This is a genomic window from Pseudomonas sp. Pme6b (assembly GCF_058129925.1).
In genome coordinates, this window is record NZ_CM176704.1 from 3,217,379 (window position 1) to 3,234,895 (window position 17,517).

14 protein-coding genes and 2 pseudogenes are annotated in these 17,517 nt (G+C 60.8%); 12 read left to right on the forward strand and 4 right to left on the reverse strand.

What is annotated here, in order from left to right; all coding sequences use genetic code 11:
* Positions 1-2 precede the first annotated feature (2 nt).
* The 3 genes from modB to AC4ANE_RS14540 form a co-directional block, all read right to left on the reverse strand.
* The gene (gene modB, locus AC4ANE_RS14530; RefSeq protein ID WP_002553425.1) at positions 3-683 is read right to left on the reverse strand and encodes a molybdate ABC transporter permease subunit; all 681 of its coding nucleotides are present in this window, start codon (positions 681-683) and stop codon (positions 3-5) included.
* Positions 684-1,451, reverse strand: a complete 768-nt coding sequence (modA, locus tag AC4ANE_RS14535) for a molybdate ABC transporter substrate-binding protein (protein ID WP_002553426.1) — start codon at positions 1,449-1,451, stop codon at positions 684-686.
* Positions 1,452-1,552: 101 nt separating this feature from the next.
* The gene (locus tag AC4ANE_RS14540; RefSeq protein WP_002553427.1) at positions 1,553-2,632 is read right to left on the reverse strand and encodes an NAD(P)H-dependent flavin oxidoreductase; all 1,080 of its coding nucleotides are present in this window, start codon (positions 2,630-2,632) and stop codon (positions 1,553-1,555) included.
* A 142-nt stretch (positions 2,633-2,774) separates the two neighbouring features.
* Between AC4ANE_RS14540 and acuR the strand changes: the two genes are divergently transcribed.
* Both acuR and acuI read left to right on the forward strand, forming a co-directional pair.
* Complete coding sequence (acuR, locus tag AC4ANE_RS14545; RefSeq protein ID WP_032074467.1) at positions 2,775-3,410, forward strand: acrylate utilization transcriptional regulator AcuR; 636 nt, start codon at positions 2,775-2,777, stop codon at positions 3,408-3,410.
* Positions 3,411-3,460: 50 nt separating this feature from the next.
* On the forward strand, positions 3,461-4,444 hold the full coding sequence (acuI, locus tag AC4ANE_RS14550) for an acrylyl-CoA reductase (NADPH) (protein ID WP_002553429.1): 984 nt from the start codon (positions 3,461-3,463) through the stop codon (positions 4,442-4,444).
* Between the two features lie 5 nt (positions 4,445-4,449).
* On the opposite strand, the gene AC4ANE_RS14555 is transcribed toward acuI, so the two are convergent.
* Positions 4,450-4,923, reverse strand: a complete 474-nt coding sequence (locus AC4ANE_RS14555) for an antitoxin Xre-like helix-turn-helix domain-containing protein (protein WP_002553430.1) — start codon at positions 4,921-4,923, stop codon at positions 4,450-4,452.
* Positions 4,924-5,155: 232 nt separating this feature from the next.
* On the opposite strand from AC4ANE_RS14555, the gene AC4ANE_RS14560 reads away from it, so the two are divergent.
* The 10 genes and pseudogenes from AC4ANE_RS14560 (at position 5,156) to AC4ANE_RS14605 (ending at position 17,516) form a co-directional block, all read left to right on the forward strand.
* Positions 5,156-6,121, forward strand: a complete 966-nt coding sequence (locus AC4ANE_RS14560; RefSeq protein WP_031596904.1) for a site-specific integrase — start codon at positions 5,156-5,158, stop codon at positions 6,119-6,121.
* A gap of 335 nt (positions 6,122-6,456) precedes the next feature.
* Complete coding sequence (locus AC4ANE_RS14565; RefSeq protein ID WP_002553433.1) at positions 6,457-6,849, forward strand: cupin domain-containing protein; 393 nt, start codon at positions 6,457-6,459, stop codon at positions 6,847-6,849.
* Positions 6,842-8,341, forward strand: a complete 1,500-nt coding sequence (locus AC4ANE_RS14570; RefSeq protein WP_002553434.1) for a methionine--tRNA ligase — start codon at positions 6,842-6,844, stop codon at positions 8,339-8,341. The genes AC4ANE_RS14565 and AC4ANE_RS14570 overlap by 8 nt, the downstream gene beginning before the upstream one ends.
* Positions 8,342-8,354: 13 nt before the next feature.
* A complete protein-coding gene (locus tag AC4ANE_RS14575) occupies positions 8,355-9,494 on the forward strand; it encodes an NAD(P)/FAD-dependent oxidoreductase (RefSeq protein ID WP_002553435.1) in 1,140 nt (379 codons plus the stop codon).
* A pseudogene (locus tag AC4ANE_RS14580) lies at positions 9,491-10,467 on the forward strand (ABC transporter substrate-binding protein). Before AC4ANE_RS14575 ends, AC4ANE_RS14580 begins: the two are co-directional and overlap by 4 nt.
* 54 nt (positions 10,468-10,521) lie before the next feature.
* On the forward strand, positions 10,522-11,841 hold the full coding sequence (locus AC4ANE_RS14585; RefSeq protein WP_002553437.1) for a lysine N(6)-hydroxylase/L-ornithine N(5)-oxygenase family protein: 1,320 nt from the start codon (positions 10,522-10,524) through the stop codon (positions 11,839-11,841).
* A gap of 5 nt (positions 11,842-11,846) precedes the next feature.
* Positions 11,847-14,030: a 2,3-diaminopropionate biosynthesis protein SbnB gene (gene sbnB / locus AC4ANE_RS14590; protein WP_002553438.1), complete on the forward strand. Its 2,184-nt coding sequence runs from the start codon at positions 11,847-11,849 to the stop codon at positions 14,028-14,030.
* A complete protein-coding gene (locus AC4ANE_RS14595; protein WP_031596890.1) occupies positions 14,030-15,778 on the forward strand; it encodes an FAD/NAD(P)-binding protein in 1,749 nt (582 codons plus the stop codon). Before sbnB ends, AC4ANE_RS14595 begins: the two co-directional genes overlap by 1 nt.
* Before the next feature lie 27 nt (positions 15,779-15,805).
* The gene (locus AC4ANE_RS14600; protein WP_002553440.1) at positions 15,806-16,450 is read left to right on the forward strand and encodes a LysE family transporter; all 645 of its coding nucleotides are present in this window, start codon (positions 15,806-15,808) and stop codon (positions 16,448-16,450) included.
* A 24-nt stretch (positions 16,451-16,474) separates the two neighbouring features.
* Positions 16,475-17,516, forward strand: a pseudogene (locus tag AC4ANE_RS14605) (iron-containing alcohol dehydrogenase).
* The last annotated feature ends 1 nt before the right edge of the window (position 17,517 follow it).

A 17,517-nucleotide genomic window follows, 5' to 3' on the forward strand; every position in this document is an offset into this window, starting at 1 on the left:
ACTCAGCTCCATCCTGATTTGGATTTACCGCTGGAATACAGCGCCAACAGCACCAGGAAGGAGAACACCAGCATCGCTCCGGCCAGCCAGTGTGCTTGCAGGTACTCCATGGACTCGACGTGATCGAAAATCTGCACCGACACCACGCGGGTTTTCTCGGGAATGTTGCCGCCAATCATCAGCACCACGCCGAACTCGCCGACCGTGTGCGCGAATCCCAGAATCGCCCCAGTGATAAAGCCAGGCTTTGCCAGCGGCAGAATCACGTGGAAGAACGTGTCCCATGGGCCCGCTCTCAACGTGGCTGCCACCTCCAGCGGACGGGTGCCAATGGCTGCAAATGCGTTCTGTAGCGGCTGGACGACGAAAGGCATCGAGTACAGGACCGAGCCGATCACCAGTCCGGCAAAGCTGAAAGTCAGCGTGCCCAGTCCCAGGCTCTGGGTGAGCTGGCCCACAGCTCCGTTGGGGCCAAGCAACAGCAGCAGATAAAAGCCGATGACTGTCGGCGGCAAAACCAGGGGCAGGGCGACGACCGCGCCAATCGGCCCCTTGAGCCATGAATCAGTGCGCGCCAGCCACAGCGCGATGGGCGTGCCGATGATCAACAGGATGACGGTGGTCAATGACGCCAGCTTCAGTGTCAGCCAGATCGCCGCGATGTCGGCACTTCCCAGTGGCATTTACAGCTGGTATCCGAAGGACTTGATGATGGCGGCGGCTTTCGGCCCTTTCAGGTACTCGACCAGCGCCTTGGCAGCGGCGTTGTCCTTGCCCTTGTTGAGGATGACGGCGTCTTGCTTGATCGGGTCATGCAGGGCGTCCGGCACGATCCAGGCCGACCCGCTGGTCAGTTTGCCGTCCTTGTAGATCTGCGACAGGGCCACAAAGCCAAGTTCCGCATTGCCGGTGGAAACGAACTGGTAGGCCTGAGTAATGCTCTGGCCCTCCACGATCTTGGCTTTGGTTGCGTCGGTCAGACCCAGTTTGCTCAGCACTTGCGTCGCTGCCAGACCATAAGGGGCAGCTTTTGGGTTGGCGATGGACAAGTGTTGATACTGATTGGCCTTGAGCACTTCGCCCTTGCTGTCTACATAACCGTCCTTGGCCGACCACAGCGCCAGGGTGCCCACCGCATACGTGAAACGCGAGCCCTTGACGGTGTCGCCTTCCTGCTCAAGCTTTGCCGGGGTGGTGTCGTCGGCCGACAGGAACACCTCGAAAGGGGCACCATTCTTGATCTGTGTGTAGAACTGACCGGTAGCGCCAAACGCAGCAACAAGCTTGTGGCCGGTGTCCTTCTCAAAGTCAGTGGCAATCGCCTGAATGGGCGCTGTGAAATTGGCTGCGACGGCGACCTGCACCTCGTCGGCAAACACGTTGGCTGTAGCTGATACGGCGAAGGCCAGGGCAGAGAACTTGAGAATGGCGCGCAGCGTGGTCGTTCGCATGGAACAGCTCCTTGATGATGAAAACGCACGCCGTCGAAATAAAGGCGTTTCGCTATATAGTTAAATATATAGCGATAGCCTGTTGTTCTGAAAGCACTGTTTTACCGGGGTGAGAGAATTTTCAGCGCGTTTTCAGCCAGTTGCCGAGTCAGTTCGGTCGCACCCAACTGGTGTTTGATACCAACTGCCTGACCTGCCCAGAGGTTGGTAAAGTCACTGCTGCCCTGTTTTTCCGCTTGTGCGCGCAACGGCATCAAGGCACCGCCTGCCAGAGGGAACGCAGGGGCGAGTGGGCTGACGGGGCCAGCTTCGCGCATGATCCGGTTGACGATGCCGCGCGCCGGACGCCCGGTGAAGAGGTTGGTCAGCGCAGTCTGGCTGTCCGTTGCAGTGTGCAGCGCCTGGCGATGCAGTGCACTGACGCTGGCTTCAGGGCAGAACAGATACGCCGTACCTACCTGTACCGCCGAGGCACCCAGTACAAACGCCGCCGCAACCCCGCGACCATCTGCAATACCACCCGCAGCGATGACCGGAATGCGCACGGCGTCCACTATTTGCGGCACCAGCGCCAGAGTGCCGACTTGAGTGTGCAGTTGATCGCTGAGGAACAGGCCCCGATGACCACCGGCTTCGTAGCCCATGGCGATTACCGCATCACAGCCATGCTGCTCCAGCCAGACGGCTTCCTCGACCGTGGTCGCCGATGAAATGATCTTTGCCCCGGTGGCTCTGACCCGTTCCAGTAGCGCTCGCTCGGGAAGGCCGAAGTGGAAGCTCACCACCTCCGGCTTCAGGCGCTCGACCAGAGCACAGGTGGCGCTGTCGAAAGGGGCACGGTTGGAGACGGGCGTCGGTGCATCGAAATCGGCCCCCAACTCTTCGTAATAGGGTTTAAGTGCCTGTTTCCAATGCTCGGCGCGTTCGGCATCGTAGGCCGGAGCCTGATGGCAGAAGAAGTTCAGGTTCAGGGGCAGATTGCCGGTATGTTGCCGAAAGGTGGTGACTTCCTGTTCGATTTGCTCAGGGGTCAGCATTGCGCAGGGCAGCGATGCCAGCCCGCCAGCCTTCGCGACAGCAATGGCCATTTGTGATCCGGTGGCTCCGGCCATAGGCGCTTGCAGCACCGGCAGCTCTATAGTTAACAGGTCAATAATGCGGGTGTCCGGCCATTGGCTCATGTGTTTCTCCGGCTTGTATTCGGGCAGTCATGCACAGGGCATTGAGCGCGAGAATAGCGTGAATGGCAAACGGCATTTCCGGCGCAACACATAGACCGCGCGGCGAGGTTGACATAAAAAACGATCGGTCTAGTATTCCTGCATGACTCAATTGCCTTTAAAAACCAGACGCCCCGGGCGGCCACCGAAAGTGGACCGCGATAACCTCGAAACCCGCGAGGCACTGTTGCGCCGCGGTCTGGAAGTGCTCACCGAGCAAAGCTTCTCGGCCACCGGGCTGGATTACATCCTCAAGGAAATCGGCATCCCCAAAGGCTCGTTCTATCACTACTTCACCAGCAAGGAAGCCTTCGGCCGGGCGGTACTGGATGAATACGCCCGCTATTTTGCACAGCGGTTGGACCACTGGCTGCTGGACGAAGCGCTTTCGCCACTGGAGCGACTGGTGGGCTTTGTCCAAAGCGCCAAGAGCGGCATGGCGCGGCATGATTATCGACGCGGTTGCATGGTCGGTAATCTGGGCCAGGAAGTCGGTCTGTTGCCGGAGGGGTTTCGTGCCGTACTGGAGCAGACGCTGCTGGACTGGCAGTCAAAGCTGGCCTGCTGCCTCAGGGCCGCGCAGGCGCATGGTGAGTTGGCTAGAAGTGCCGATTGCGATGAATTGGCCGCGTTTTTCTGGATCGGCTGGGAAGGGGCGGTGCTCCGCGCCCGGCTGGTCAAAAGCGACACACCGCTGAACACGTTTATTGCCGGTTATCTTCGTGGTTTACCGCGATGACTTTTTCTTCAGGGCTATTTAAAGACGATCAGTCTAAATTGGAGGCGCACATGTTCAAGGGCATTTTGATCGACAAGGACGAGGCAGGTTATCGCGTCAATCTGACCGATATCGACGAAGCACAGTTGCCTGCAGGTGACGTGACGATAAACGTGTCGCACAGCACGCTGAACTATAAGGATGCGCTGGCAATCACCGGCCAAAGCCCTATTGTGCGTAGTTTTCCGATGGTGCCGGGTATTGATCTGGCGGGTACGGTGCAAGCCAGCGATACGCCTGAGTACAAGGTGGGCGACAAGGTTCTGCTCAATGGCTGGGGTGTTGGCGAAGGGCACTGGGGCGGTCTGGCACAGAAGACGCGGCTCAAGAGCGAATGGCTCATTCCATTGCCGGATGCTTTCACGCCCGCGCAGGCGATGGCCATTGGCACGGCGGGCTATACCGCAATGCTCAGCGTGCTGGCCCTTGAGAAGCACGGTTTGACACCCGACCACGGCGATGTGCTGGTGACCGGTGCCAATGGGGGAGTTGGCAGTTTCGCCATCGCTATTCTTGCCAGGCTTGGCTATCGGGTGATTGCCTCCACCGGGCGTGTTTCGGAAAGCGAATATTTGCATCAACTCGGCGCAGCGCAGGTCGTCGACCGGGCGACCCTGTCGCAGCCGGGGCGACCTTTGGTCAAGGAGCAATGGGCGGCGGCAATCGACTCTGTCGGTAGTCATACGCTGGCCAATGTGTGCGCCGGTATTCGTTATCGCGGCGTAGTCGCGGCCTGCGGTCTGGCGCAGGGTATGGAGTTTCCGGGCTCGGTTGCACCGTTCATTCTGCGCGGCGTCACTCTGGCTGGTATCGATAGCGTTACTCGCCCGCGCGCTGACCAGCTGGAAGCCTGGTCCAGGCTGGCGAGCGACCTGGATTTGGCGCTGCTGCCGCTGATCAGTCGTGAAGTCGGTTTGAGCGAGGTGATCGACATCGCGCCGCAATTGATCGCGGGTCAGATCCGTGGCCGGGTTGTGGTGGACACCGGGCGCTGAGTCGGTCAAAAAACGCTGGGTTCGCCCTTGTCACCTGACTGCGCATGTTCAAGTGCGCGATGCATCCGGGCGGTGCCTAGCCCGGTTTCGCATAATTGCAACGGGATGCAACCGCCAACTGCTGCGTTGGGTGTCACCAGCCAGCGACCGGCGCGCTCGGGTGTTTCAAGCACGCGAAGGATGTGACTGGCGATCATTGCGAGGCGGTCCAGACGCTCCGAAGCCACGGGGTCCAATGGCTGTTTCTGGCGCTGGCGACGTTCCAGCGTTGAAATTGATGCATTGAACAGCGCCTCCATTTGCCGCGGGCCAAGGGCCAGCGCGTCGCGTACCGCGCGGATCCAGCCATGCGCAAGGCCTGCCTGAATGTTCGCCAGGCGTTCGGCCTCGCTGCGCTGACTGACCTGATGGGCCAGCAACCAGAAATGCGCAGCCGCGTCGCGACGGCCATGTGCTTTGCTAACGAGGGGCGGAATCAAGATACGTGCTTGCCTTGAGGGCCGGAAAAGTCGGCCAAGGCTATCTCAGACAGCGCGTCGTTCAAGCTGCAGGGTGTTACCGATGATTGCCGGGTGGGCTGAAGCTGCTGAGCTGAACGAGCCGCGCCAGAGGTGTCGCACCAGGGCCCTCGTGCTAAAGTCGGCTGCCTGAATATGAATGAAGAGCGCCGCAGCTGTTCGCGCGCTTGCACCAGAAAAGGCGTCGTTCCACATGCCGCAAGACCCTTGTACCGATCAGGACGCACGCATTGTCAGCCAGCCTTCGCTGCCCGACGTCAACAAGCCGCTGCGCCTCTATCTCGACCGCCTGGCACCCTCAAGCCGCCTGACCATGACTTACGTTTTGCAGGACGCGGCAGATCGTCTGGGTATGGCTGACGTCGATATTCATGACATTCCCTGGCACACCCTGCAGCCTGGCCACGTGACCGCACTGGTCGCGACGCTGCGTGAAGACGACTACGCACCCAATACCACCTCGCTGTACGTGAACGCTATTCGCGGTGTAATGAACGAAGCCTGGCGGCACGACCTGATCAGCCACGAGCAATTACTGAAGATTCGCTCGATCAAACCGGTCAGCGGTACGCGTCTGGCCAAGGGCCGTAATATCCGCCGCACGCTGATTCGTGAATTGATGGAGGCCTGCGCTGCGGACCCCAGGCCGCAAGGGCGTCGCGACGCCGCAATCATTGCGATTCTGTACGGCTCTGGGATGCGCAAGTCCGAGTCGGTCAACCTGGACCTGTCACAGATCGATTTCGCCGAACGCAGCCTGCGGGTGCTGGGCAAAGGCAACAAGCAGTTGATCAAATATGCCCCCGAGTGGGCGTTCAAGGCGCTGAACGACTGGCTGGAACTGCGCCGCTCGTGCCTGCAGCCGGGGCAGGGCGATGACCCGTTCCTGTTCAACCGGATTCGCCGCGGCAGTCACATCACCCGCGACAGAATCACTAAACATGCCATTTACTTCATCGCCAAGCAACGCGGGCGGCAGGTGGGGGTGAACATCATGCCCCACGATTTTCGGCGGTCGTTCATAACCAGGGTGATCGAAGAGTTCGATCTGTCGATTGCCCAGAAACTTGCGCATCACACGCATATTTCGACCACCGCCAGTTACGACATGCGCAGCGAGAACGAGCGCCGCAATGTGGTGGACGGGTTTGATCTTTAGGCAAAAAAAAGCCACCTCGCACAAGCGGGGTGGCTTAAAAGATCTAACCAAAGGAGTGATGAAGCAGAGCAGAGATTCACTGGCCTCGCGACGCGGATTCGCGAGGCCGGGAGATATGTTCGTTCATCGCTGACAACGGTAACACCGCCGCCCCTGATTCAATTATCAGCGTTATTGATACCCGTCATTGCCAAAAAACATATGACCCGCACGTGTTTGCGTGGCCAGCCATCTCCAAAAATCGATTTCTCACCTCCGAGCTATCCGGCAATTGGATAGCCAACAATTGGCAACAATTTCATGCTTTACCGGACTTGAAACGTACGGGACTGAGCATGGAAAAGTTCGATATACACCGTAAAACCCGCTTCGACTCATTGGTACACGAGTACGGGCTCGATGGCAGTCGTCTGTTGCCTTGGGAAGGCTACCCGATGCCGTTCGCTGGCGGCTGGTGCGTGGTCCGTCCGGGCACCAGCAGCGAAGCGCATACCCAGATCGATCAGGAAATCTTCATTGCCATCAAGGGCAGCGCCCGTCTGGTGGTCGGCGAAAAACAGATGGATTTCGTCGTGGGCGATATCGCCGCGATTCCGAAACACACCAATCATTACGTCATCAATGATTCCGCCGAGGACTTCCACTTCTATGTGGTGTGGTGGGACATGAACTACGTGAATGCTTTCGTGGCTCAGCACAGCGAAACCACGGGGTGCCTCGATGAGTAAGTACATCGTGACCATCACGCCGCCCACCCCGAATGGCGATTTGCACATAGGTCATATCGCCGGCCCGTTTCTGGCCGCTGACGTGTTCACCCGGGTCCAGCGCCAGCGCGGTCACGACTGTGTGCTGGTGTCGTATTCCGACGATTACCAGTCCTACATGCTGCGCAAAGGACTGGAGCAGGGCGTTGATCCGGTCGAGCTGGCCGGGCGTAATTCCGACCGCATCGAAGCGTCGCTGGCGGCGATCAACATCAAACCCGACAACTGGATGCGTCCGCACAACAATCCATGGTTTGCCCAGGCGGTTGGCGAGGTGTTCAACGCGTTGCGTGAAGCGGGCTCGATCGAGTTTCGCGATTCCAGCGAGCCGTACTGCCCCGATTGCGATGTGTGGGGCTACGAGGCATTTGCCCGAGGCAACTGCAATTACTGTGGGGCCGAGTCTGATGCCAGCCAGTGCGAGAACTGCGCTCAGGCCCCTGACGCCGAGTTGATGACCGGTCTGCACTGCAAATTGTGCAGGCAGCCGTCGCAATGGAAAAAGGCCCATCGTGCATTTCTGAAGCTGGCTGATTTCAAGCCGCACTTGCGTGATCGTCTGTTGGGCCAGCAATGGCGCAAGCCGCTCGACAACTGGTTGCGCGATACGCTGGAGCACTTGCATGACTGGGGCGTAACCCGTCCGGGCGACGGCGGGCTTGACCTGCAGGCCGACGGCTCGTGCCGGGTCCACACCTGGTTCATGGGGCTGGCGGGCTATATGGCGGCATTTCGTGAATATGCCGACAGTGTCGGGCGTCCGGAGCTGTTCCGTCAGTACTGGCAGTCGGGACAGGGCACGCTGGTGCATTTTCTCGGTTTTGACTGCGTGTTCAGCCACGCCATCGTCTACCCGGCGCAGCTGTCGGCGCTGCGCGATATCAAAGTTCGCCAGCGCTTCATGCCCAATCAGTTTCTGAAACTGGACGGCCTGAACCTGTCGACCAGCCGCAATCATGCGATCTGGGTCGGCGATCTGGCCCGTGAAGCCTGTGCCGACAGTGCGCGCCTGTATCTGGCAAGCATCGCACCCGAGCAAAGCGAAGGCGATTTTCGTCTGACGCATTTCCGCGCATGGCGGGAGCAGATATTCGACGAATTTTTTCCCGCGTTGCTGGACGCTGGAAAGCATCGAGATGACAACTGGTGGAGCGGTATCTGTGGGGCCGATGCCGGGCTGTTGGAAGCGTTACGCCTGCAATGGAGCAGGGCTGCAGAGCCTGCGCAGTTCTCTATGAAGGGCATGGCTCAGGTGCTGCTCGACGTCATCGCCATTGCTCGCGCACGTCTGGCCGAAGGTCGGCCCGTCAGCCATCTGGCGGCGTTCATCGCAGTGGCTGGCAAGGCGCTGATTCCGGAAATGTCAGCGCAGATCATGACCGCATTCGGACTGCCCGAAGCCCGGGTCAACGCCACGCTCATGAACGGCTCGGCCGCTGAATACTCCATCTGAACGGATGCACCACATGTTCATCGATTACGAGATAGCGGTCATCGGCGCCGGGATTACCGGCGCCAGTATCGCGGCGAAGCTGTGCAGCGCAGGTGTGTCGGTCGCTCTGATCGACAAGGGCGCAGCCGGCAGTCTGGGGGCGAGCGGTTATTCCGGCGGACTGGTTCGCCTGTACGACAGCGATCCAATGCTGATGGAGCTTGCGGCGTGGTCCATCAGCCTGATGGACGACGGCATTTTCGCGACCACTTACGCAAGCGCGCTGCGACGTACCGGGGTGATCTACCGGACCGCCATGGACCAGCTGGATAATCTGTACCGGGCTATCGAGCAGCACGGCAGCGAGCGCTACCCGATGCGTCTGCTGGCGGGCCATGAACTCGATGGCGGTCGCTATCCGCACTGCCCGGCAGTTGAGCGGGTCAACCTGTTCGAACCTCGTGCCTGCGTCGGCAATGTACGTCAGGCTGTCGCTGCGCTGTGCCACGTGGTTCGTCAGCAAGGCTTGCTGCTGGAGCATCGCGAGATCAAAGCCATCGACTGTCGTGCTGCGGACCTCGTACATATCGACATAGGGGACGCTACATTGCGTTGTCGGGCCGTAGTGGTGGCTGCGGGTGCCTGGAGTCAGCATCTGGTGCCGCAGGCGGGGCTGGAAGCCCGTTCTATTCCCTTTGCCCGGGTACTGACTGACAGCGATTGGTCAATGCCGGTGATCGATGCGGTTACTCAGAGCTACGCTATACCGCTGACCCGCCATATCGTGCAGACCGGCTGCGGCAGTCGCGATAACAGCCTCTGGCCAGAGCATCTGGCACAGCCTGATGCGCGGCATGCCGAAGACGCCTGCAAGCGCATTGCCCGGCTGTGCGGTTCGGCAACCCACCCACGTGTGCTGGATGTGCTGCCGGGTTTCGACAGTTACAGCGCCGACGGTCGTCCGCTGCTGGGTTTCTGCGCCGAGTACAGCCCGGTTTATCTGGCCGCAGGCATGTCGGGACTGGGGTTCAAGTTTGCTCCTGGTGTTGCCGGTATCGCTTTCGAGCAACTGCGCAGTCATCTGGCAGGAAAGGACCGGCCGAGCCTCGGCTGGTCGGCATTGTCGCCACGCCGACACATGCCCGCTGCCAGTCTGGCGGGGATACAGCCATGACACCGCTCGCGTCACCTGTGCCGGGTCTGCGGGTCGGGGTCAGCGCACTGTTCGACCCCCACGACACGCCGCACGCGCGGACCTTCATGAGGGCGCTGGCCGTGGCGCGCAATTGCGTACCGGGGCTTGCGCGGGTGCAATGGCACTTTCTCGACGACGGAGCCAACGCCGTTCGCGGGGCCGAAGTGGCGCGGCAAATGGTCGACTGGAAAGCCGATCTGGTCATCGGCCATTTCTCTTCGGACGCAGCCGTCAGCGCCGCCGCGCTGTATCGGCAAGCCGGTATCGCGCTGCTGACACCGGCAGCAACGATAGATTGCCTGACGCTTGCGCATCCCAACGTCTTTCGCTTTTGCCCTTCGGACCGGCAACTGGCGGGGGACCTGGTGAACTGGCTGGCGAGCCGTCAATGGCACCGCGTGCATGTCCAGTCTGATGACAGCGCTCACGGTCAGGCCTTGTGCGTTGCTATCTGCGAAGCGCTGGTACGCGCCGGATTGCTGCGCGTCGAAGGGCCTGAGCACGCCGATGTCGAGGTATTTGCCGGCCGCCTCAAGCCCAGTCGTGAACACTGGCAGGCGCGACGACAGGCCGGGAGTACCGCCCGCTGGTGCTGACTGACGACGCTGCCTCGCCGTATCTGGGCTGCGCAGAGGACCAGCGTGGCAAGACGTTCGTCATCGGTTTCGGGACTCCTGACCACCCAGGAAACGGCTGCCATGCCAGCGCGCTGCACCAAACGTTTTTCGCTGCCGAGCCACACACCTACTTTCGCGAAAGCCTGCTGATGCTTTACGTGCTGGCCGAACTGGCCAACGGCCGTCTTTACGCCGGGCAACTGCTGAACGCGTTGCAGCACACCACCTTCAACACACCGCTGGGCGCAGTCAGCTTTGATCGGGGCGAGCTGCGAGGCGCGATGACCTGCGTCTGGACCCCGGGCCCCAAAGGACTGACCCCCGTCACCCGATAGCCGCAAGAAAAACCAAGAACACCGCTTCACGCCAACTCTAAGGACAGGAATTTCATGGGTAACTCGACACCACACACGTTGCACTCGGACGCCGTCTGTATCGGCTTTGGTCCAGCCGGCATCGCGCTGGCCTGTGCTCTTGAAGACGCACGGGAGGCCAATGACCCGCTCGGCGCGCTGTCCATCCGCTATCTGGAAGCTGCGCAAGACAGCCAATGGCACCGCGAACTGTTGCTGGCCGGGACTGACATCAACCATCACGTATTTCGCGACCTGGTGACGCCGCGCAACCCGCGCAGCCGCTTTTCCTTCGCCATGTACCTCAAGGAACAGGGGCGGATGTTCGATTTCGGCCTGCTGGGCCGTCCCGCCAGTCGCCATGAATGGTCGGATTATCTGGCCTGGGTTTCCAGGCAAGTGGACAGCCAGACCTGCTTCAACACGCCGGTCACCGGGATTGACCCTGTGCTGCGCAACGGTCGTTTGCACGAAGTACGGGTCTGCACGCCGCAAACCTGCTTCACGACGCGCAATGTCGTGCTGTCCAGCGGCAGCGCACCGCGCATTCCACACGCGTTCGAGGCGCTGCTTGGCCCGACGCTGTTTCACACGTCGCAGTTTCTGACCCGCCTGCAAGCCTTTGGCGAACAATTGCCCAAGCGCTGGCTGGTGCTGGGCTCGGGGCAGAGCGCCAGTGAGTCGGTGCTGGAACTGGTCAGCCGCGATCCTGCTATCGAAGTGCAGTCAGTGCATCGCTCTGCCGGTTTCAAGCTCACTCAACTGGGGCAGTTCCCCAACCGGGTGTTTGCCCCGGATCACGTTGATTACTTCCATAGCCTGAGCTCCGCAGCGCGGCAGCGCTTTCTCGACTGGAGCCGTTCGACCAACTACGCCGGGATCGACCCGGATGAAAGTCAGAAGCTGTTTTCGCTGATCTACGAGGACTCCATCGCCGGACGCAAGCGTCTGCAGACCCATGCCTACAGCCTGATCAGTGCCATCGAGCACAGCGCCGAGGGCTACCGGATCGAGTTGACCGACACCTTCAGCCAGCGCACCCAGGTGCTGGAAGTCGATGCCGTTGTGCTCGGCACCGGTTATCAGCAGTACCTGATACCGCCGTTATTGAGTGGTTTGCAGCCATGGCTCAAGGCCGATCTGGATGGCGGCCTGCTGATTGATCGGGATTACCGCGTCGCTATGCAGGGCGAGTGCGACGTGAATATCTGGGTCAACGGTCTTTCCGAACGCAGTCACGGAATCAGCGACAGCCAGTCGTTCTCGCTGATGGCGCTACGCGCCGAGCGTATCGCCAATGCGCTTGAGCGGGCGGTAGAACCGGCAGCCGAACCTTTGCTGGCACAGTGGAAGTGACCCTTATGTACGACTCTATTTGCGACATCGTTCACGATCAGACCTTCCTCAAGGTGTCTGGCCTGGGCGCAGACTTTTTCCTGAAAATGGAATCACTCAACCCGGCTGGCTCGATCAAGCTCAAAACCGCCGTAGGGCTGATCAATGACCTTCAGACTCGGGGTTTGCTGGGCCCTGACACGATTCTGGTCGAATCTTCGTCGGGCAACCTTGGCGTGGCGCTGGCGATGATCTGCGCTGAGCGGGCGATACCCTTTACCTGCGTGGTTGACCCCAACAGCTCCAGCCATAACGTCCGCATGATGCGCAGCTATGGCGCCGAGGTGATTCAGGTTCAGGCCCCGGACGCCAACGGCGGGTTTCTGGGAACACGCATTGCGCTGATCCGGGAAAAGCTCGCCAGCGACCCGCGATACGTCTGGCTCAATCAATACGAGAATGCGGCCAACCCGCGTGCTCACGCCCGGACTACGGCACGCTCGATCAGCCAGCACTTCGGTCATGTCGACTATCTGTTCGTCGGTGCCGGGACCACCGGCACGCTGATGGGTTGTGTCCAGCATTTTCAGCGGCATCACCCGAGCACCAGAATCATTGCCGTCGACAGCGTCGGTTCGGTGACCTTTGGCACTCCGGCCAGCCGTCGCTTCATACCGGGGCTGGGTACCAGCCAGCATCCGCCGATCTTCAAGGCTGATGGTATTTACGCGCTGGAGATGGTTCCGGAATCCCGTACCGTCGCCATGTGTCGCATTCTGGCGCGCAGCAAGGGCTTGCTGGTTGGCGGGTCCACCGCGACGGTGATCGCCGCGGTACATGCCTGGCGCGAGCGCATCGAGCCGGGTTCGGTGGTCGTGGCATTGTCGCCAGACTGGGGCGAGCGCTATCTGGACACCCTCTACGATGACCAGTGGGTCGAGCAGCGTTTTGGCCGTGAAGTGCTGAACATGACCCTGGCGGATCTTTCCTCACCAGAGGCTGCAACATTTCCGGGAAGCGTGAAAACGCCTTCGCGAGCAAGCTCGCTCCCACAGGATGTGTGTGAATCTGTTGTATGCACGTGCGCAAGCCCTTGTGGGAGCGAGCTTGCTCGCGAAAGCGGTGGGTCGGCGACAGCGCCTTCGGGTGCAGGTGCGCTTGCGCAGGAGCAGTGTTCAACCTTCTGGCTGGCTGCCGAGCGCCTGAAGCAGGCGGCGTTTCATGTGGTCGATGGCGAAGTGGTCGCGCGCCTGCTGGCGGCTGATCCGCTGGCTTGCATCGAGGATGTGCAGGCAGCTTATCTGGCCCACGAGGCCGGGCGCACGATCAACCCCGACAGTTACTTTCTGCGTTTTCCCGAGGCACCGGCCAATCGGATCATTGCCTTGCCCGCCAGCCTGTCCGGCGAGCAGGCAGTCAGTGGCATCAAATGGATATCCAGTTTTCCGGGCAATATCGAAATGGGCCTGCAACGCGCCTCGGCTGTGCTGATCCTCAATGACCCGCTCACCGGCTATGCGTTTGCCTGTCTGGAAGCCTCACGCATCAGCGCCATGCGCACGGCGGCCTCGGCGGTGCTCGGTGCGCGCTGGATGAACCGCCATCAGCGCCACGTCGGACGAATGGCGTTCATCGGTGCCGGTTTCATCGCCCGAACCATCCTCGACATGTTCGTCAGCGATGGCTGGACGATGGACGCAATAACCGTCTTCGATCAACACGACGACTCGGCATTGGCGTTGGTCCGGCATGCCGCCAGTCGACATCAGTTGAACAGCCAGCCCAGCGACTTGCCGACCGCCTTGCAGGCTGATGTGGTGGTGTTCGCTACCACCGCGCCGCGCCCTTATGTGCTGGAACCACTGCTTCGGCCAGGGCAACTGCTGCTGAACATTTCGTTGCGTGACCTGGGCCCGGACGTCATTGCGCAGGCCAATAACATTCTTGATGACGTTGAGCACTGCCTCAAGGCTCAGACTTCTCCTGATCTCGCCGTGCAGCAGTATCAGGACCGATCGTTCATCACCGGGACGCTGGCGCAACTGATGACCGGGCAGGTGGAACTGAGCCCGGATCGAGCCTCGATCTTCTCGCCATTCGGTCTCGGCGTACTGGACCTTGCCGTAGGCCAGCGCGTGTATCGCCAGGCAGTAGCCGAAGGCAGTGCGTTGCCGGTGCCGACGTTCTTCTTTGAGTCGAAGCGCTGGTGATGGCCATGCAGACACATACCGTCGCGATTATCGGCCTGGGCTCGCGTGGTTTGAGCGTTCTGGAGCAGCTGATCGGCCTGAGTCGCCATGCCGGTCGGCCGTCGCTGAATATCGAAGTGTTCGACCCGCAACCGCCCGGCAGCGGGCTGCACCATGCGCAGCAGGCGGATTACCTGATGCTCAACACCATGGCCGGCCAGTTATCCGCGTTTTCTTCCGCATTCCCGGCGTGTGCGCCGCCGGGTCCGACCTTTCTGCAATGGTGCCTCAGCCAGGATGTGCGCCTTGACGAGCGCGGCCATGTCAGCACGGACGGGCAGGGCAGAGCGGTGGCGTTTGGCGACTTTTTGCCGCGTGCATTGCTCGGGCGCTACTTGCAGGACAGCTATCGCCTGCTCCTGCAGTGCTGCCCGGCGCATGTGCAGGTGCGCTATCACGCCGAGCAGGTCATGACCTGTGGGCCGCTATTGGAAGCCCCCGGCTTCAGGTTGCACACCCGAAGTCAGGAGATGGATGTCGATGCCGTGTTCCTCACCAGCGGGCATGCCTTTAAAACCGGCGTGCAACTGGAGGTCGGCGATACGGTGGCCATCGAGGGACTGGGACTGACCGCGATGGACACACTGGCCCGCCTGACTCAAGGGCGCGGCGGGCGCTACGTGCGGGATGGAGGCTTTGCAGGTTGGCGATATCTGCCGTCCGGCCGCGAGCCCAAGGTGTTCCTGTACTCGCGCACAGGGCTGCCGTTTCATGCACGGCCGCAATGGAATGCCTGCAGCCAGCCCCCCTTGCCGAGGCTGTTCTTCACCGCTGCCGCCATAGCCCGTTTGCGCGAGCAAAAGGAGGGCGGGCAACTCGACTTTCGGGCCGATGTGCTGCCGCTGATCAAGGATGAAATGCGCGCCGTATTTTATCAGGCCAGGGTCCGGCTCGATGCGCCAGCGCAGTTGGCATCGGTGCAGCGTCTGCTGAGCGAGTCAACCGCCACACCGGCAGCGTTTGAGCGGCTGGCCGAGCTGTGGGGTGAATTTGACCCTGAGCAATGGCTGTTGACCCAACGCTGGTCGGGTGCGCAAGGCGCGTATGGCCAATGGTTCGTCGACTGGATCAAACGGGACCTGGCGCTGAGTCGCCTGGGCACGGCAGGCAGTCCGATCTGCCAGGCACTGGAGGTCTGGCGAGATTATCGCGACCTGTTGCGCCTGATCGCAGATCGCAACGGCCTGACTGAATCGTCGACCCTGGAGTTTTATGGCACATGGGCCGGGTTGAGCAACCGGCTGGTCGGCGGGCCGCAAAAGGAGCGCCAGGAAGATCTGCTGGCGCTGATCGAGGCTGGCGTCGTGACGATCCTGCCGCCGATGGACGATGTGCAAAGGGCCGATTTTCGCCCCGACAGCATGATTGGCGCGCGGGTCGCCCACGGCGGTCTGTCGGGCAATGGCCCGGGGCTGATCAGTGATTTGTACGAGCAAGGGCTGATTCGCGCTGCGCACGCCTGGCCTGCCGACGGTATTGAAACCGATGAGTCTGCTCGTGCCATTGGCCGCGATGGTTCTGTGCAGCAGCGGCTCTGGGTTCTGGGGCCGGCCGTAGAAGGCTGCACCTTTTACAACCACTACGTGCCCACGCCTGACCCGACCTGCCATGCACTGATCGAAGCGCGCAGGGCGGTCGAGTCATGCCTGGAGACGCTGGGAAAGCACACTTCAAGTAGCATCACATTCAAGTTTAATAAAGCTGTTTAACTTATTAATTAAAAAGGAATTACTGATATGTATGAAGTCACTTTACTGACCGCGCTGGCGGGGGCGTTCATCGTGCTGATCATCAGTCCCGGCCCGAACTTCCTGGTAATCACCCAGCTCTCGTTCAGCCAGTCACGGCAGCAGGGCATTTGTGCCGGGCTGGGGGTCGCCTCGGGCAGCATTCTCTGGGCCTTGCTGGCAGCCACCGGGTTAGGGCTTGTGTTTCAGCAGTTGCCGTGGCTGCAGCCGGCGTTGCAATTGCTGGGCGGCGCTTACCTGACATGGCTCGGCGCCAAGAGCCTGCGCAGTGCTGGCAGCCAGCCCAAACCGAGGGACATCGGTGCGCTGGGCATCGGTAGCCTGAGCCGCGCCTATCGGTTTGGCCTGCTGACTAACCTGACCAATCCCAAGGCGTTGGCGTTCTACACCAGCGTGTTCACCACCGTGACCACGCCGGGCATGCCGATGTGGGTGCGCACTGCGGGTGTATCGATCATCGCGGTGCTGGCAATTTCCTGGTTCGTGCTGCTGGCCACGTTGTTTTCGATCCCTGCCGTGCAGGTGCGCTATCAACGGATGAAAAAGGCCATCGATATCGTCACCGGTCTTTTCATGATCGCCTTCGGTCTGCGCCTGCTGATCGGTTTGCTGCCCGCCAACTTCTTTTACTGAAATAACCTGCAAGGGACTACGTACATGCACAGCAACGACTGGCACTACCCGACTTCAATCCGTGCAGGCGCTGGACGCGTCAATGAACTGGTCGACGCCTGCCGGAAGACCGGCATAAAACGGCCGTTACTGATTACCGACAGCTTTCTCGGCAGCACCGATATGATCGCCAGCGCCGTGGAGGATTGCCGCAGCCAATTAGGCCATTGCGGCCTGTTTGACCGAGTCAAGGGTAACCCCACCGGCACCAACGTCGCCGAGGGCCTGCACGCCTACAGAACCGGTGGCTACGACGGCGTCATCGCGTTTGGCGGCGGCTCGGCGCTGGACGCTGCCGACGACGGCTGGCACCGGCTCTGAAGTGGGGCGTGCGTCGGTGATTACCGATGAACAGGCACAGGTCAAGCGCACCATCCTGCACATTCGCATGATGCCGCGCATCGCGATTCTGGATGCCACGCTGACCCTGAACCTGCCAACGCACCTGACTGCCGCGACGGGTGCGGACGCCTTGACTCACTGCATGGAATCCTGGTGTTCACCGGCCTGGCACCCGATGGCCGAAGCGGTGTCGGTCAAGGGCATGCAGATGATCAAGGAATATTTGCCTCGGGTTGTTGCTGATGGTCAGGACCTGGAGGCGCGGCAGCAGATGCTGGTGGCCTCCAGCCTGGGTGCCGCCGCGTTTCAGCGCGGTCTGGGCGGCGTACACGCGATTGCTCAGAGCCTTGGGGCGCTCTACGACCAGCATCATGGCTTACTGAACGCGATTCTGCTGCCCTACGTGCTGGAGGCCAATCGCTCGGTGCTGCTGAAGCAAATGGATGATCTGGCGGTTTACCTGCGGTTGCCCACGCCCGGTTTTACCGGGGTAATGGACTGGTTACTGGCGCTACGCGAGCAGATCGGCATTGCGCATACGCTGGGCGAAATAGGTATCGACGATCGCGACGCCGAGCGGGTCGGACGCATGGCATTTGCCGACGGCTGCTCGCACACCAATCCGATTCGTCATTCGGCCGAGGCGTATGCGCAGATCTTCAGCCGTGCAGTGAAGGGCCTGTGAG